This is a genomic window from Streptomyces anandii JCM 4720, assembly GCF_014650655.1.
In the GTDB taxonomy this organism is placed as follows: Bacteria; Actinomycetota; Actinomycetes; order Streptomycetales; family Streptomycetaceae; genus Streptomyces; species Streptomyces anandii.
Genome location: NZ_BMVJ01000001.1, coordinates 650,628 through 666,761, shown reverse-complemented (window position 1 = coordinate 666,761; position 16,134 = coordinate 650,628). Strand labels below are relative to the sequence as shown.

Below are 16,134 nucleotides of genomic sequence, written 5' to 3'. Positions count from 1 at the left end.
CCCGGCGGACTGGTCGCGCACGGTGGAACTGCGCAACGGGGTCACCGACTCCGCCGCCAGGGTGCCGTTCCGGCGCTGGGCCGAGGTCGAGCTGCACCACGTGGACCTCGGCATCGGCTACGAACTCGAGGACCTGCCGGAGGAGTTCACCGAGCGGGAGACCGACTTCCTCGCCCGGAGGTTCACCGGGAACCCGGACGTGCCGCCGACCCGGCTGACGGACGGCACGCGCGCGTGGAGCACCGGCCGGGAGGCGGCAGCACCGGAGGTCACGGTCACCGGGACGCCCGCGGACCTGCTGGGCTGGCTCGCCGGGCGCCACGACGGCGCGGCCCTGACGGCCGAGGGCGGCGCGCTGCCGGTGCTTCCGCCGCTGTAGCGCGCGGCACCGTTCCCGGGCCCCTGCCCGCCGCAGCGCGTGGGCGATCCCCGGGCCGCTCACCGCTATAGGCTGACGGCCATGACGTACAGCGGAGAGGTGAGGGTCGGCGGCCCGGCGGACGTGCACGAGCTCAAGGACCTGATGATCACCAAGATCGCGGTCGGCCCGATGGACAACAACGCCTATCTGCTGCGCTGCCGGGCCACGGACGAGCAGTTGCTGATCGACGCGGCCAACGACGCGCACACCCTGCTCGGCATGATCGGTGACGACGGCATCGCCTCCGTCGTGACCACCCACCGGCACGGCGACCACTGGCAGGCGCTGGCCGAGGTGGTGGCGGCCACGCGCGCGCGTACGTACGCGGGCCGCGACGACGCCGAGGGCATTCCCGTGCCCACCGACGTGCCCGTCGACGACGGCGACACGATCCGGGTGGGCCGGGTGGAGCTGACCGCGCGGCACCTGGTGGGCCACACCCCGGGCTCCATCGCGCTGGTCTACGACGACCCGCACGGGCACCCGCACGTGTTCACGGGGGACTGCCTCTTCCCCGGCGGCGTCGGCAACACGTTCAAGGACCCGAAGGCGTTCGCCAGTCTCCTCCACGACGTGGAGACGAAGATCTTCGACGTGCTGCCGGACGAGACCTGGGTCTACCCGGGCCACGGCGACGACACCACGCTCGGTGCGGAGCGCCCGCAACTGCCCCAGTGGCACGCGCGCGGGTGGTGAGCCGGCGGCGCGCCGTCGGCGCCGCGCGCCGCTCGCGCCCCGTGTGAAGCCTTCACACGCGCCGGTGGCACACGTGCGCTCCCCGCTCGTCCCGCCGCGCGGTCAACTGGGAGCAGCCCCGCACAGGATGACGGCTCCTGCGCGGTACGGGCCGCCGGCCTCCAACCCCGCCCTCGGCCGGCGGCCCCGGCCGGCGCCGCCGCGCGGAGTGGGGTCTACGCGTCGGTGCGTGCCGGGCCCGCCAGGGCCGCGACCCGCTCCACCGCGAAGGCGTAGCCCTGCACACCGCAGCCCGCGATGACGCCGTCGGCGCGCAGGGAGACGTAGGAGTGGTGCCGGAAGGACTCGCGCCGGTGGACGTTGGAGATGTGGACCTCCACCACCGGCAGCCCGTCACAGGCGTTGAGCGCGTCCAGGATCGCGACGGAGGTGTGCGAGTAGGCGGCCGGGTTGATCACGATGCCGCAGTGGTTCTGCCGTGCCTCGTGGATCCAGTCGACCAGCTCCCCCTCGTGGTTGGACTGGCGGAAGTCCACCGTGCCTCCGTGCGCGGCCGCCGCCTCGGCGCACAGCGCCTCGACGTCGGCGAGCGTGTCGGAGCCGTAGATCTCCGGCTGGCGCTGCCCGAGGAGGTTCAGGTTGGGGCCGTTGAGGATCATGATCGGGGCGTTGGCCAGGGTGCGGGGCACGGTTCCTCCGGTCCGTTCGTCGTACGGCGGCGGGCAGGCGTGACCGCCGCTCGGACCCGGTCTATCACGGCGCGCCCCGCTCGCTCCGCGGCGCGGGCCGTGCCTCCGTGCGCCCCGTAACCCCTGATCACCGCGGGTGGTTGACGCGGCATGCACGCCGTACGCACCGTGAGCACCCCGTCCATGCCGCGGCTCGCCGCCGCCTCCCTCGCCGGGACCGCCATCGAGTTCTACGACTTCTTCGTCTACGGCACCGCAGCGGCCCTGGTCCTCGGTCCGCTGTTCTTCCCGGCCTTCTCGCCCGTGGCCGGGACGCTGGCGGCGTTCGGGACCTTCGGTGTGGGGTTCGTGGCCCGGCCGCTCGGCTCGGTGCTGTTCGGCCACATCGGCGACCGGCACGGGCGGCGGCCGGTGCTCGTGGCCTCGCTGCTGCTGACGGGGGCGTCGACGGTCGCGGTGGGGTGCGTGCCGACGTACGGCACGGCCGGCGTGGCCGCTCCCGTGCTGCTGGTCGTCCTGCGCTTTCTGCAGGGGCTGGGACTCGGGGGCGAGTGGGGCGGGGCGGTGCTGCTCACCGCGGAGCACGCGCCGCCGGCGCGGCGCGGCTTGTGGGCGAGCTTTCCGCAGGTGGGGCCCCCGGTGGGGTTCGTCCTCGCCAACGGGGTGATGCTGACGCTGTCGGCGTTCCTCACCGACGCGCAGTTCGCCCAGTGGGGGTGGCGGGTGCCGTTCTGGGCGGCCGCGGTGCCGGCCGTCGCCGGGGTGTGGCTGCGGTCCTCGCTCGTGGAGAGTCCCCGTTTCCTTGAGATCGGTGCGCACGCGCGCGTGCCGCTCGTCGAGGTCGTGCGCCGGCACGGCCGGCTGGTGCTGCTGACGGCGGGCGCGCTGGCGGTCGGCTACGCGGTCTTCTACACGGTGACGACCTGGTCCCTGGCGTACGCGACGCGGCGGCTCGGGGTGAGCCGTACGGTCGTGCTGGGCTGTGTCATGGCGGCGGTGGTGGTCAAAGGCGCCTTCACACCCGTGGCGGCGCTGCTCGGCGACCGGTACGGGCGCAGGCCACTGTGCCTGGTGGGCTGCGCCGCGTGCGCGCTGTGGATGTTCCCGATGGTGATGCTGCTGGCCACCGGGGCCCCCCTGGCGATGTTCGCCGGTTTCCTGGGGGCGCTGCTCGCCTTCGTGACGATGTTCGGCGTGATCGGGGCGTATCTGCCGGAGCTGTTCGAGCCCCGGGTGCGCTGCACGGGCGCCGCGGTGGGCTACAACCTGGGCGGGGTGCTCGGCGGCGCCCTCACCCCGATCGTGGCGACGGCGCTGTCCGAGGGCGGAGGCCGCGTCCCGTGGGGTGTGGGCGCGTATCTCACCGCCCTCGCGCTGCTGGGCCTGGCGTGCTTCGCGTTGCTGCCCGAGACACGTCCCGTGCCCGTCGCGGCCCCGGAGCCCGTCACCGGGTGAGGGAGGGATCCGCGGCGACCGGAGACCCTGGAGCTAGGGGTTGATGGCCAGTTCCAGGTAGGCCGCGAAGATCACAAGGTGTACGCCGCCCTGGAGCGGTGTGGCACGCCCCGGCACCACGGTCAGCGAGGCGACCACGACGGTGAGCAGGAGCAGCAGCATGTGTGTGGCGCCGAGGCCGAGGACCAGGGGGCCGGGAAGCCAGACGGACGCCAGCGCGACGGCCGGGATGGTCAGGCCGATGCTGGCCATCGCGGAGCCGAGCGCGAGGTTGAGGCTGGTCTGCACCCGGTCGCGCCGGGCGGACCGCAGCGCGGCGATGGTCTCGGGCAGCAGCACCAGCAGGGCGATGATCACACCGACGACCGCGTGGTGCAGTCCGGCCGCGGCCACGCCGGACTCGATGGTCGGTGACACACCTTTTGCCAGGCCGACCACGCCGACCAGGGCCAGGCCCAGCAGGCCGAGGCTGATCCCGGCGGTGCGGGCGGAGGGACGCCTGGCGTGGTCGTCGGAGGTGATCACCTCGCCCTGTCTGGTGATGGGCAGGAAGTAGTCGCGGTGACGCACGGTCTGCGTGGCCACGAACAGCCCGTACAGGATCAGGGACGACAGCGCCGCGAAGGTGAGCTGCACGCCGGAGAACTGCGGGCCCGGCTGACTGGTGGTGAACGTCGGCAGGACCAGGCTGAGCGTGGCCAGCGTGGCCACCGTGGCGAGGGCGGCGCCGGTGCCCTCGGCGTTGAACACCGCAGTGCCGTGCCTGAGCGAGCCGACGAGCAGGCTCAGGCCCACCACGCCGTTGCAGGTGATCATCACGGCGGCGAACACCGTGTCCCTGGCCAGGGTCGCGCTCTTGTCGCCGCCGTCGACCATCAGGGTGACGATGAGCGCGACCTCGATGATCGTGACGGCGATGGCGAGGACCAGGGAGCCGAAAGGCTCCCCGACCCGGTGGGCGACCACTTCCGCGTGGTGCACCGCGGCCAGGACCGAGCCGGCGAGGACGAGGGTCACCAGTACGACGACCGCGGCGGGCAGGGGGCGCCCCCAGGTGAGGATCAGCAGGACGACCGCGATCACCGGCACCGCGGTCGTCCAAGCCGCCATGAGCGCCCTGAGCCGCGTGATCATGAGGCGATCGTCCCAGAGGCCGACATGGTTCGCACTCCGGTCAGACGTCGACGCGGTCCTTCGTGGCGCCCTCGCCCGGTTCTCGCACCTCCTTCGCCGCGGTCTGCTTCCTGGTGGCGAGCAGACTGGTGATCGTGGTGACGGCCAGGACCGCGCAGATCACGCCGAGGGAGACCGGGATGCTGATCTCCGGGACGTGGACACCGGACTCGTGCAGCGCGTGCAGCACCAGCTTGACGCCGATGAAGCCGAGGATGACCGACAGGCCGTAGGACAGGTGGACCAGCTTCTTCAGCAGTCCGCCGATCAGGAAGTACAGCTGCCGCAGACCCATCAGCGCGAAGGCGTTGGCGGTGAAGACGATGTACGGGTCCTGGGTGAGGCCGAAGATCGCGGGTATCGAGTCCAAGGCGAACAGGATGTCGGTGGTGCCGATCGCGAGCATCACGACCAGCATCGGCGTCATCACACGCTTGCCGTTCTGCCGGATCCACAGCTTGGTGCCGTGGTAGCGGTCGGCGACCCCGAAACGGCGCTCGACGGCCCTGAGCAGCTTGCTCTCCTCGTACTCCTCGTCCTCGGCCTCGGAGCGGGCCTCCATCACGAGCTTCCAGGCGGTCCAGATCAGGAAGGCGCCGAAGAGGTAGAAAACCCAGGAGAAGCTCGCGAGGATAGCGGCGCCCGCGGCGATGAAGACGGCCCGCAGCACCAGGGCTATGAGGACGCCGACGAGCAGCACGCGCTGCTGGTACCGCGAGGGCACGGCGAACTTCGCCATGATCAGCACGAAGACGAAGAGGTTGTCGACGCTCAGCGACTTCTCGGTGATGAAGCCGGCGAAGAACTCGCCCGCGGGCGCGCCGCCGGCGAAGAGGAACAGGCCCAGTCCGAAGAGACCGGCCAGCGCGACCCAGACGGCGGTCCAGATCCCGGCCTCTTTGACCGACACGTCATGGGGCTTGCGCCCGATGAAGAAGTCGACCGCGATCAGGGCGGCCAGGCCCACGACGGTAAGGACCCACAGGGTCATCGATACATCCATTGCGCCTCCGGCAGGTACGTCACGGCAAAAGCTGTCAGCGTCGTCGCTGCCGGAGGTCTCTTCCACCCTGTGACGGGCCGGCGCCCCGGGATCTGGCCTGATCCGTATTGACGGGTACGCCGCAGCAGACGGGAGTACTCTCCTCCGTGGGGAAAACAGTACCCGAATCACCAAGGAAAGGTAAAGGGCTTGGCAAAAGGTAGATCAAAAAGCCAGGTCAGGGACCTTTACTTTGTCTTGGTGCGGTGCGCTTCCCAGCCTCACCTGTTCCACTCGCGCCGGGCCTCCGCGACCTGTGCCAGCACCTGCTCGAGCACGCGGCTTCCCGCCGGGACCAGCGCCGGTTCGTAGGTCCAGGCGTGCCCGACCCAGGGGTCGGCGAGGTGGTCTTCGGGGACCGGGGTGAGGCGCAGCAGGGAACGCCACAGCGGGTCGAGCAACGGGCCGTAGGCGCCGGCGTCCTCGCGGTCGGCGACCATCATCAGGTGGACGCCGACGGCCGGACCCTCGTCGGCGAGATAGCGCAACTGGTTGACGGCGCGGTCGTCGAAGCCGTGCGGGAAGTCGTTGACGACGAGGAGCTGTTCGGAGGTGTCGAAGCCCGGCGGCAGGGCGTCCGGCGCGCCACCGCGCAACGCCATCTGCACGAGGTCGACCCGCTGCGTCAGCCGGCCGAGGACGTCCGCGACCCCCGCGGCGCCCGCCGCGGGCGGTCCGGCGAGCACCCCGCTGCGCACCAGCGGCGCCAGCGTCCGCGCCGCCGCCCCGGCCGGGTCGATGACGTGCACGCCGAACTCGCCGGCCGGGTGGACGGCGAGGAGCCGGGCGGCGTGCGCCACCGCCGCCTCCATCGCCAGGCGCCGCAGCTCCTCCTCGTCGGCGAACACGTCGTCGTCGGACGAGGCGGATCGGCCGCTGTCGATCCACAGGCCGCGCTCCAGCGGGAGCCTCAGGAGCATCGGGATGCGCAGGGACGGGTTCTCGGGCAGGTTGAGGTCGCCGAGGCGGACCGCCATCGGTATCTCCATCGGCACCCGGTAGCCGTGCCAGACCGGGTTGTCCCAGCGCGCGAAGGCGGGCGGCAGCGCGGGCTCGACGACCTCGGACTCGGCCGTGAGCTGGGCGAGGTCGCGGTCGAGGGCCATCCGGGCCTGGTCGACGAGCGCGGTGTACCGGGCGTGCGCCGCCTCGCGGGCCGCCTCGCCCTGCCCGCCGGTCCTGCTGCGCGGGTCGGACAGAGCCTGGTCGAGTTCCTTCTCCCGGCGCGAGTCGGCGAAGTCCACGGCGCTGCGATAGGCGGCCGTGGTGCGGGCCAGGTCCTCGAACATGCCCCAGACCTGGTTGTAGAGCCGCTCGTCCATGGACCAGCCGGTCGCGTCCCCGGCGACCGGCTGCGCGGGCTGCCCGGGCGGCGCCGGGGGCGCGGTGGGCGGTGGCGGCGGTGGGGCGGAACTCTGCCTGCGGGGGTGGGTGTAGTCGACGGGGCCGCGCGTGGGCGCCGACGGCTGGGGGCCGGTGGCGGGCACCGGGGGCTGGGGGCCCGAGGCGGACGCCTGCCGCAAGGCCCCGTCCGGGTACGGCGGTTGAGGGCCGCTGTTGTCCGCGTACGGCGGCTGCGGCGCCGGTTGTCCCGGGGCGGCGTTGGTCCGTCCGTCCTGGGGCGTTGCGGGCTGGGCCGGTGCCGTGTCGGGCACGGTCTGCCGGCCGGAGGAAGCGGAAGAAGCCGCCGGGCCGGTCTGGTCCGGTCCGGGCGCGGCCGGGGCGGTGTGCCGGGAGCGGTCGCCGTCCGCCGTGCGCGACGGAGGGGCCGCCACCGAGCGGGCCAGGCCCCGGGCCACCGCCTCCTCCACGGTGGCCGCGAGGTGGCGTGCCTCGGACAGCCCCTGGTCGGCGAGGAGTTCGGCGAGGCCGCCCGCGTATCCCTGGCCGACGGCGCGGACCTTCCAGGCGTCCTGCCGGCGGTAGAGCTCGAGGGCGACCACGGCGGTCTCGGCGTCCAGGCCGATGATGGTGTAGCCGGCGAGTTCGGTGCCGTCGAGCCCGGTGACGGCGACGAAGGGCGCGGCGACCGCGCCGAACCGGGCGGGTCCCGGGGCGGGCAGGGCGAGCAGCACCGAGACGCGGTGCACGGCCTCCGGCATCGCGCCGAGATCGAGCGCGAGCCGGTGGCCGGCGGCGGCCTGCCGGGGCACCTCGAGTCCGGGCAGTGCGGGCGCCCCGGGGTGGACCACCCACTGGGCGCCGCGCACCTTGCCGTTCTCGTCGCCGAGGGTGGCCGCGGCCACGAGCGGTGTGCCGGCCGAGACTCGTATCTCGAGGCGGACCTCGGTCAGCGGGTGGTTCTGCCCGCGCACCAGCTCGGCCGTCATCGCCTTCCCCCTGCGTCGTGTGGTGTCGTGCGGCCGCTCGGCGGGCCGTCCCCGGGCCCTGCCTCGCGGGTGCCTGGCGGCCGTGTGCCTACAGGTGCGGCAGGATCGCCGGCATCAGGTCCTGGAACGTACGGCCGTTGGCAGGGACGCCGATGGCCGTCATGGTCCAGCCGGTGCCGGCACGGTGCACCTTCGCCATGATCTGCGCGGTGTAGTTGCCGCCGCCTGCGAGGGTGTAGCGGGCCAGCTCCTGGCCATTGGTCTCGTCGACCAGGCGGCAGAACGCGTTCTGCACCTCCTGGAAGGTCTGCCCGGTGAAGGAGTTGACCGTGAAGATGATCTGGTCGATGTGGACGGGCACGCGCTGGAGGTCCACCAGGATCGCCTCGTCGTCGCCGCCCTGGCCCGCGCCGCCGACGAGGTTGTCGCCGGTGTGGCGCACGGAGCCGTCGTCGCTCACCAGGTGACGGAAGAAGACCACGTCGACGGGCTGCTTGTCGGCGAACAGCACGGCCGAGGCGTCGAGGTCGATCTCGCGGGTGCGCGAGCCGAACAGGCCGCGGCGCGGGGCCGCCTGCCAGCCGAGACCCATGCGGACCGCGGCCAGGCTGCCCCCGTCGTTCTTCTGCAGACTGATGGCCTGACCCTTGGTCAAGTTGACGGTCACGGCTGATTCCCCTCTCGTACATCTCCCCTGCTGCCGCGGATTCCGCGGTTGCCCAGAACCCTACGCAGGGGCACTGACATCGCCGCACACCGGTCCGCGGTTTGTGTCGGTCTTGCAACACAGCGCGTACGAGGGCGCGCGGTCCCGCCGTGGACCGGGCGCCCTCGGGCCGCGTCAGGCGAGGCCGGCCTCGCGCATCTGGCGCAGTTCCTTCTTCATCTCGGAGACCTCGTCGCGCAGCCGGGCCGCGACCTCGAAGTGCAGGTCGGCCGCCGCGGCCCGCATCCGCTCGGTCATCTCCTCGATCTGCTCGGCGAGCTGGGCCGCCGGCCGGTCGGTCGGCGCCGCCTGTCCGGCCTTGGCCTTCGCCTTGCCCCGGGCGGACTTGGCAGGCTTCGCCGGGTCGTTGTCCTTGACGGTGTGGGAACCGAGCGAGGGCACCGGGGTCTTGGCGCCCTTGCCGTCCTTGGACTTGCGGTATCCGCTGCCGAGCAGCTGCTCGGTGTCGACGTCCTCGCGGGCGATCTGGGCGACGATGTCGTTGATCTTCTTGCGCAGCGGCTGCGGGTCGATGCCGTTCGCCTTGTTGTACGCGATCTGCTTCTCCCGGCGGCGGTTGGTCTCCTCGATGGCCTTCTCCATCGCCGGGGTGATCTTGTCGGCGTACATATGGACCTGGCCGGAGACGTTGCGCGCGGCGCGGCCGATGGTCTGGATGAGCGAGGTGCCCGAGCGCAGGAAGCCCTCCTTGTCCGCGTCGAGGATGGCCACCAGGGACACCTCGGGCAGGTCCAGGCCCTCGCGCAGCAGGTTGATGCCGACCAGGACGTCGAACTCGCCGGAGCGCAGCTCCCGCAGCAGTTCGACCCGGCGCAGGGTGTCGACGTCGCTGTGCAGATAGCGCACCTGGATGCCGAGTTCGAGGAAGTAGTCGGTGAGGTCCTCGGCCATCTTCTTGGTGAGGGTGGTGACCAGGACGCGCTCGTCCTTCTCGACCCGGGTCCGGATCTCGTGCACCAGGTCGTCGATCTGACCCTCGGTGGGCTTGACGACGACCTCGGGGTCCACGAGGCCGGTGGGGCGGATGATCTGCTCGACCTGGCCGTGGGAGCGGGACAGCTCGTACTGGCCGGGGGTGGCCGACAGGTACACGCTCTGGCCGATGCGCTTTTGGAACTCTTCCCACTTCAGCGGGCGGTTGTCCAGCGCGGAGGGCAGCCGGAAGCCGTGCTCGACCAGGGTGCGCTTGCGGGAGGCGTCGCCCTCGTACATCGCGCCGATCTGGGGGACGGTGACGTGGGACTCGTCGATGACGAGGAGGAAGTCCTCCGGGAAGTAGTCCAGCAGGGTGTTGGGCGGGGTGCCCGGGGCGCGGTCGTCGAAGTGCATCGAGTAGTTCTCCACGCCGGAGCAGGTGCCGATCTGGCGGAGCATCTCGATGTCGTAGGTGGTGCGCATCCGCAGGCGCTGGGCCTCCAGGAGCTTGCCCTGCTTCTCCAGCTCGGCGAGGCGCTCGGTGAGCTCCTTCTCGATGCCGTTGACCGCGCGCTCCATGCGCTCGGGGCCCGCGATGTAGTGCGAGGCCGGGAACACGTAGAGCTGCTGGTCGTCGCTGATGATCTCGCCGGTGACCGGGTGCAGGGTGGACAGCGCCTCGATCTCGTCGCCGAACATCTCGATGCGGACGGCCAGCTCCTCGTAGACCGGGAAGATCTCGACGGTGTCGCCGCGCACCCGGAAGGTGCCGCGGGTGAAGGCCATGTCGTTGCGCGTGTACTGGATGTCGACGAAGCGGCGCAGCAGGTCGTCCCGGTCGATCTCGTCGCCGACGCGGAGGGGGACCATGCGGTCGACGTACTCCTGCGGGGTGCCGAGGCCGTAGATGCAGGAGACGGAGGCGACCACGACGACGTCGCGGCGGGTGAGCAGCGAGTTTGTCGCGGAGTGGCGCAGGCGCTCGACCTCCTCGTTGATCGAGGAGTCCTTCTCGATGTAGGTGTCCGACTGCGGGACGTAGGCCTCGGGCTGGTAGTAGTCGTAGTACGAGACGAAGTACTCGACCGCGTTGTTCGGCAGCAGCTCGCGGAACTCGTTGGCCAGCTGGGCGGCCAGGGTCTTGTTCGGCGCCATCACCAGGGTCGGGCGCTGGAGCTTCTCGATCATCCACGCGGTGGTGGCGGACTTGCCGGTACCGGTGGCGCCGAGCAGGACGACGTCCTTCTCGCCCGCCTCGACACGCCGGGCGAGGTCGGCGATGGCCTGGGGCTGGTCGCCGCTGGGCTGGTAGGAGCTGACGACCTCGAAGGGCGCCACCGTGCGTTCGATGTGTGAGACGGGCCGCATGCCATCCACCGTACGACCCGCCACTGACAACGGGGACGGATCAGCGGTTCTGCGGGGCGCGGGAGCGGGGGCGGTCTTGGGTGCGGCGGGTGCGGACGGCGGGGCGGCGGGCGGTGTGCGCGACGAGTTCGCGGGCGGGGACGCCGGGCTTGTGGTCGACGGGGGTCCAGTCCGGCCCGCCCATGACCATCAGCGGGTCGAACATCACGACGACGCCGGCGAGCAGCAGGAAGGCCAGCGGGCCGATCAGCATCGGGGCGAGCAGGGCCGCCGGCGAGTCGCCGCCGGTGGGCGCGGCGGTGACGCCGTGCAGATGGACGGTGAGGGCGGCCATGCCGATGTAGTGCATGCCGCTGACGGCGACTCCCATGACGAGGCTCGCGCCGACGCTCCACACGAACCCTCTGACCTGCCCGGCCGCCCACAGTGCCGCGGTCGCCGCGACGACGGCGACGACCACGGAGGCGGAGACGGTGAGGATGTCGTACTCGAACTCGCCGTCGAAGCGCATGCCGGCCATGCCCAGGTAGTGCATGGAGGCGACACCCAGGCCGGTGATCGTGCCCCCGGTGAACAGCGCGGAGCCGGTGGCGCCCCGGTAGCCGACGATGAAGATCCCGACGCCCACCATGACGATGGCGACGGCGAGACTGGCGTAGGTCATCGGCCGGTCGTAGTGGATCGGGGCGCCCTGGATGGTGAAGCCCATCATGGCGACGAAGTGCATCGTCCAGATGCCGGAGCCGATCGCCGCCGAGCCGAGGGCGAGCCAGCCCGGGCGCCAGGAGTGGGCGACCAGCAGCGCGCGCGTGGTGCAGCGCAGTCCGAGGGCTCCACCCAGGCAGGCCATGAGATAGGCCACCAGCGGTGTGACCGTCCCGTAGCTGAATCCGTCGACCGTGCCCTGCATGCGCGGCGCCCTTTCACCCTCTTACGTCCCGGAATGTCGCGTGCGTCCCCCGTCCCAGGACCGCCGGGGCGGTCAAGGCTGACGCAGAGAGTATGACTCCCACCGGAATGGTCGAACGATTTTCCGGCAAAGAAACACGTCCTTGCCGCACATGTGCGGCATCCGTGAGCGGACTTGTGCGACACGCGCCGGTCCGGGACCGTCGCGCGCACACCACCGCCACGCGCCGATGACTCAGTGCTGCCAGTCTGGTGCTGTACGTGATCGACCGATGTGAGGAGTACGCATGCGCGCGCGCTCAGTTGCCGTCACGACCGCGGCCTTGACGGCCGTCCTCGGGCTCACCCTGCTGCTGCCCACCTCGGAGGCCCGGGCCGCCGGCGACGCGCCGCGGCCTGTGGTCGTCGCCCACCGCGGCGCCTCCGCCTACGCCCCCGAGAACACCCTGCCGGCGATCGACAAGGCGGCCGCGCTCGGGTTCTCCTGGGTGGAGAACGACGTGCAGCGCACCAAGGACGGCGAGCTCGTCGTCCTCCACGACGACAGCCTGGCGCGGACCACGAACGTGGAACAGGTCTTCCCCCGGCGGGCGCCGTGGAAGGTGAAGGACTTCACCGCCGCCGAGATCGCGCGCCTGGACGCGGGCAGCTGGTTCGGTCCCGCGTACGCCGGCACGCGCGTGCCGACGCTGGACCAGTACATGCGCCGGGTCGAGCACAACCACGAGAAGCTGCTCCTGGAGGTCAAGAACCCCCAGCTGTACCCGGGCATCGAGCGGCAGATCCTCAAGGTGCTCGGCAACGACGGCTGGCTCGACCACCGGCACCTGGCGAGCCGGCTGATCGTGCAGAGCTTCAGCGCCGACAGCGTGCGCACGGTGCACGAGCTCAAGCCCGGCGTCCGGACCGCCTTCCTCGGCCGGCCGGCCATGGCGGACCTGCACCGGTACGCGGGCTTCGTGGACCTGATCAACCCGTCCTTCGGCACGCTCTCCGCCAACTACGTCTCGACCGTGCACGCCTTCCGGGGACCGCACGACAACCCGCTGAAGGTCTTCACCTGGACGGTGGACGACGCCACCCGTGCCCGTACGGCCGCCGGTGACGGCGTCGACGGGGTCATCACCAACAAGCCGGACGTGGTCCGCACGGCGCTGCGGTCCTCCTGAGCCACCGCGGCGGACTTCCCCGGCGATGGGCGCCGGACGACGAAACCGCAGGTCGGAGGCATTGTCAGTGGCCGCCCGTACCGTGGTCGCATGGACAGCCACGAGCGGGACGAGGGGGGCGAGCAGGACGTGGGGGGTGAACAGCACGTGGAGGACGGGCGGCACGTGGAAGGTGAGCGGGAGGCACCGGGCGGGCAGCGAGTGGTGTGGGCCGTGGTCGGCACCGGCATCGGGCCCCTGATGCTGGCCGCGACGGAGGACGGCCTGGTCAACGTCGTGTTCCACGCCACCGACGCGGTGCGCGACCGGGCGCTGGCCCGGCTGGCGTCCCGGCTGGGCACCGAGCCGGTCCAGGAGCCCGGCTCGCCGCTGCTGGCGGAGGCGATACGTCAGCTGGAGGCGTACTTCGCGGGCGAGCGGCGCGACTTCGAACTGCCGCTGGACTGGTCTCTGATATCGGGCTTCAACCGGCAGGTGCTGCGCGAGCTGGCGGCCGGTGTCCCGTACGGCTCGGTCGTCGGTTACGGGGACCTCGCCGGCCGGGTGGGCCAGCCGGGAGCGGCCCAGGCGGTGGGCGTGGCGATGGGCTCCAACCCGCTGCCGGTCGTCGTGCCGTGCCACCGGGTCGTCGAGAGCGACGGCGGGATCGGCGGCTTCGGCGGCGGTCTGGAGACCAAGCGCAGGCTGCTCGCCCTGGAGGGCGTGCTGCCCGAGCCGCTGTTCTGAACGGGCTGCCGGCCAGCCGTATCCGAGCCGGCTGCCTGCCAGTGGTATCCGAGCCGGCTGCCGGCTAGTCGTAGTGCCGGGCCTCGACGATGTTGCCGTCGGGGTCGCGGAAGTAGAAGCTGCGCTTGGCCGGGCCACGGGCCCCGTAGGAGTCGTAGGAGAGGTCGGACACGGGGACGGCAGCCTCCTTCAGGCGGCCGCGCAGCGCGTCGAACGCGTCGGCAGTCAGGGACAGGCAGACGTGGTTGACCGGGTGGCCCGCGCCGGCCGCGGCGCCGGGGAGCATGTTCATGCGTTCGGCCATGTCGAGCGGGGCGAGGTCGAGGATCGTCTCCTCGTTGACGCGCACGGAGGGGAAGGACACCGTGCCGGCGGTGAACTCCGCGAGCCTGATCGGTTCCAGGCCCACCGACTTCTCGTAGAAGCCGGCCGCGGCGACGGGATCGCGCACCCACAGGACGACGTGGTCGAGGCGTGTCGTGTTGTCCGTCATGCGTACCAGGCTGGTGCCGCGCCGCATCGGCCGCAAGGGTTTGACCGGGTGCGCGGCCCGCCAGAGATGAGGGGAGAGCGACAGACGGGAGGCTGGCACGTGCTGGTGGTGTCCGAAGAGGTACGGGAGGCGCTCGCCGCGCGCCGTCCGGTGGTGGCCCTGGAGTCCACGATCATCGCTCACGGGCTGCCGCGCCCGCGAAACCTCCAGGTGGCGCTGGAACTGGAGGACGCGGTACGGGGGGAGGGCGCCGTACCCGCGACGATCGCCGTGCTGGACGGGCATCCGCACGTCGGTCTGGACAAGCAGCAGTTGGAGCGGGTGGCGAACGAGGAGGGGATACGCAAGCTCGGTCACCGCGACCTGCCGCTCGGCGTCGCCTCGGGGGCGAGCGGGGCGACCACGGTGTCGGCGACCGCGCTGCTGGCCGCCCTGGCGGGGGTCCGGGTGTTCGCGACGGGCGGGCTCGGCGGGGTGCACCGCGAGTGGACGGTGACGCAGGACGAGTCCGCCGACCTGGGGCTGCTCGCACGCACCCGGATCACGGTGGTGTGCGCCGGCGTGAAGTCGATCCTCGACGTGCCGGCGACCCTGCAGCGGCTGGAGACGCTCGGGGTCGCGGTGGCCGGGTACGGCACGGACCGGTTCCCCGGCTTCTACCTGACCGACTCGGGGCACCCCGTCGACTGGACGCTGCGCACGCCCGAGGAGGTCGCCGAGGTGATGCGCGCGCAGAACGCGCTGCGGGCGCCCGAGTCCGCGCTGATCGTCGCCAATCCCGTGCCCGAGGACGAGCAGTTGGATCCCGGGCTGCACGCGCGCGTGCTCGCCGAGGCGCTGGACGCGTGCGCGCGCGAGGGGGTCACGGGACAGGCGGTCACGCCGTTCCTGCTCGACCATCTGGTGCGGCACACGGACGGCGCGTCGCTGCGCGCCAATCTCGCCGCCGTGCGCGGCAACGTACGGCTGGCGGCCCGTATCGCGGCGGCCTGGACCCGGGCGTGACCACGGGAGGGGACCCGGAGGCCGATGCGGGCCCGAGTGCCGGTGCGGGCCCGAGTGCCGGTGCGGGCCCGAGTGCCGGTGCCGGGGCGGGCGATGGGGTGGGGCTGCTGGTGGTCGGCGATGTCGTGACCGATGTCGTGGCGCGGCACCGGGGGCCGCTCGCGGCAGGGACGGACACGGTCGCCTCGATCCGGACGGTGCCCGGCGGCGCGGGGGCCAACGTGGCCTGCTGGGCGGTGCGTCAGGGGTGCCCGGACGTACGGCTGCTCGGCCGGGTGGGCTCGGACGCGGCCGCCTGGCACGAGCGGGAGCTGATCGCCGCCGGGGTGCGTCCCCGGCTGGTGGTGGACCCCCGCGCGCCGACCGGGACGGTGATCTGCCTGGTCGACGCGGCCTCCGCGGCCGAGCGCACGTTCCTCACCGACAGCGGGGCGTCCCTGCGGCTGGACCCCGGTGACTGGTCCGAGGCGCTGCTCGACGGGGTGGCCCGGCTGCATCTGTCGGGCTACCTGCTCTTCTCCGCGCCGAGCCGTGCCCTGGTATCCGCCGCCGTCGCCTCGGCACGCGCGCGTGGGGTGCCGGTCAGCCTGGACCCGGCCTCGGCGGGGTTCCTCGGCGCGCTGGGAGCGGACCGGTTCCTGGCCCTCGCCCAGGGCGTGGACGTTCTGCTGCCGAGCCGGGACGAGGCGTGCCTGCTCACCGGTCTGCCCGATCCGGCGGACGCGGCGGCCAAGCTGAGCCGGCACTTTCCGCTGGTGGTGGCCAAGCAGGGCCAGGCAGGCGCACTCGTGGCCGGGTCGGGCGCCGTGCGCGCCCGCGTGCCCGCCGTGCCGGCCGCGGCCCGTGACACCACGGGCGCCGGTGACGCCTTCACGGGAGGTTTCCTCGCCGCGCTGCTCGGCGGCGCCACGCCGGAGGAGGCCGCGGCGGCGGGCTGCCGGGCGGGCGCGCTCGCGGTGACACGGGTGGGAGGGAGGCCGCCCGGCTGATCCGGACGGGTTCCCGCAGGGCCGGCG

15 protein-coding genes are annotated in these 16,134 nt (G+C 72.3%); 7 read left to right on the top strand and 8 right to left on the bottom strand.

Going from position 1 to position 16,134, the window contains the following annotated elements; genetic code table 11:
• Together IE249_RS35970 and IE249_RS03000 are read left to right on the top strand one after the other, a co-directional pair.
• Positions 1-379, top strand: a 379-nt coding sequence (locus IE249_RS35970; RefSeq protein ID WP_229857302.1) for a maleylpyruvate isomerase family mycothiol-dependent enzyme, incomplete at its 5' end; no start/stop codon positions are given.
• Between the two features lie 81 nt (positions 380-460).
• Positions 461-1,117 carry an MBL fold metallo-hydrolase gene (locus tag IE249_RS03000; RefSeq protein ID WP_189703172.1) on the top strand — a complete coding sequence of 219 codons (657 nt, stop codon included), beginning with the start codon at positions 461-463 and terminating at the stop codon, positions 1,115-1,117.
• 215 nt (positions 1,118-1,332) lie between these two features.
• On the opposite strand, the gene aroQ is transcribed toward IE249_RS03000, so the two are convergent.
• Positions 1,333-1,806 (bottom strand): type II 3-dehydroquinate dehydratase, encoded by a 474-nt coding sequence (gene aroQ / locus IE249_RS02995; RefSeq protein ID WP_189703171.1) that lies wholly within the window; start codon positions 1,804-1,806, stop codon positions 1,333-1,335.
• 183 nt (positions 1,807-1,989) lie between these two features.
• On the opposite strand from aroQ, the gene IE249_RS02990 reads away from it, so the two are divergent.
• Positions 1,990-3,261, top strand: coding sequence for an MFS transporter (locus IE249_RS02990; RefSeq protein ID WP_189703228.1), 1,272 nt, complete (start codon positions 1,990-1,992; stop codon positions 3,259-3,261).
• 33 nt (positions 3,262-3,294) lie between these two features.
• On the opposite strand, the gene IE249_RS02985 is transcribed toward IE249_RS02990, so the two are convergent.
• From IE249_RS02985 to IE249_RS02960, 6 genes are all read right to left on the bottom strand, one after another.
• Positions 3,295-4,395: a calcium:cation antiporter gene (locus IE249_RS02985; protein WP_189703170.1), complete on the bottom strand. Its 1,101-nt coding sequence runs from the start codon at positions 4,393-4,395 to the stop codon at positions 3,295-3,297.
• A 40-nt stretch (positions 4,396-4,435) separates the two neighbouring features.
• Entirely contained in the window at positions 4,436-5,437 is a 1,002-nt protein-coding gene (locus IE249_RS02980) for a TerC family protein (protein WP_189703169.1), read from the bottom strand.
• A gap of 260 nt (positions 5,438-5,697) precedes the next feature.
• Entirely contained in the window at positions 5,698-7,806 is a 2,109-nt protein-coding gene (locus IE249_RS02975; protein WP_189703168.1) for a TerD family protein, read from the bottom strand.
• 88 nt (positions 7,807-7,894) lie between these two features.
• Positions 7,895-8,473 carry a TerD family protein gene (locus IE249_RS02970; protein ID WP_189703167.1) on the bottom strand — a complete coding sequence of 193 codons (579 nt, stop codon included), beginning with the start codon at positions 8,471-8,473 and terminating at the stop codon, positions 7,895-7,897.
• 174 nt (positions 8,474-8,647) lie between these two features.
• Entirely contained in the window at positions 8,648-10,816 is a 2,169-nt protein-coding gene (gene uvrB, locus IE249_RS02965; protein WP_189703166.1) for an excinuclease ABC subunit UvrB, read from the bottom strand.
• Positions 10,817-10,856: 40 nt separating this feature from the next.
• A complete protein-coding gene (locus IE249_RS02960; protein ID WP_189703165.1) occupies positions 10,857-11,726 on the bottom strand; it encodes an MHYT domain-containing protein in 870 nt (289 codons plus the stop codon).
• A 286-nt stretch (positions 11,727-12,012) separates the two neighbouring features.
• On the opposite strand from IE249_RS02960, the gene IE249_RS02955 reads away from it, so the two are divergent.
• On the top strand, positions 12,013-12,894 hold the full coding sequence (locus IE249_RS02955) for a glycerophosphodiester phosphodiesterase (protein WP_189703164.1): 882 nt from the start codon (positions 12,013-12,015) through the stop codon (positions 12,892-12,894).
• 204 nt (positions 12,895-13,098) lie between these two features.
• On the top strand, positions 13,099-13,620 hold the full coding sequence (locus IE249_RS02950; RefSeq protein ID WP_268249662.1) for a methylated-DNA--[protein]-cysteine S-methyltransferase: 522 nt from the start codon (positions 13,099-13,101) through the stop codon (positions 13,618-13,620).
• A 64-nt stretch (positions 13,621-13,684) separates the two neighbouring features.
• Here the strand turns inward: IE249_RS02950 and IE249_RS02945 are convergent, their stop codons facing one another.
• On the bottom strand, positions 13,685-14,113 hold the full coding sequence (locus IE249_RS02945; RefSeq protein WP_189703162.1) for a VOC family protein: 429 nt from the start codon (positions 14,111-14,113) through the stop codon (positions 13,685-13,687).
• A gap of 99 nt (positions 14,114-14,212) precedes the next feature.
• Here IE249_RS02945 and IE249_RS02940 point away from each other — a divergent pair, with 99 nt between their 5' ends.
• Positions 14,213-15,118: a pseudouridine-5'-phosphate glycosidase gene (locus IE249_RS02940; protein ID WP_189703161.1), complete on the top strand. Its 906-nt coding sequence runs from the start codon at positions 14,213-14,215 to the stop codon at positions 15,116-15,118.
• 98 nt (positions 15,119-15,216) lie between these two features.
• On the top strand, positions 15,217-16,107 hold the full coding sequence (locus IE249_RS02935; protein ID WP_229857300.1) for a carbohydrate kinase family protein: 891 nt from the start codon (positions 15,217-15,219) through the stop codon (positions 16,105-16,107).
• The last annotated feature ends 27 nt before the right edge of the window (positions 16,108-16,134 follow it).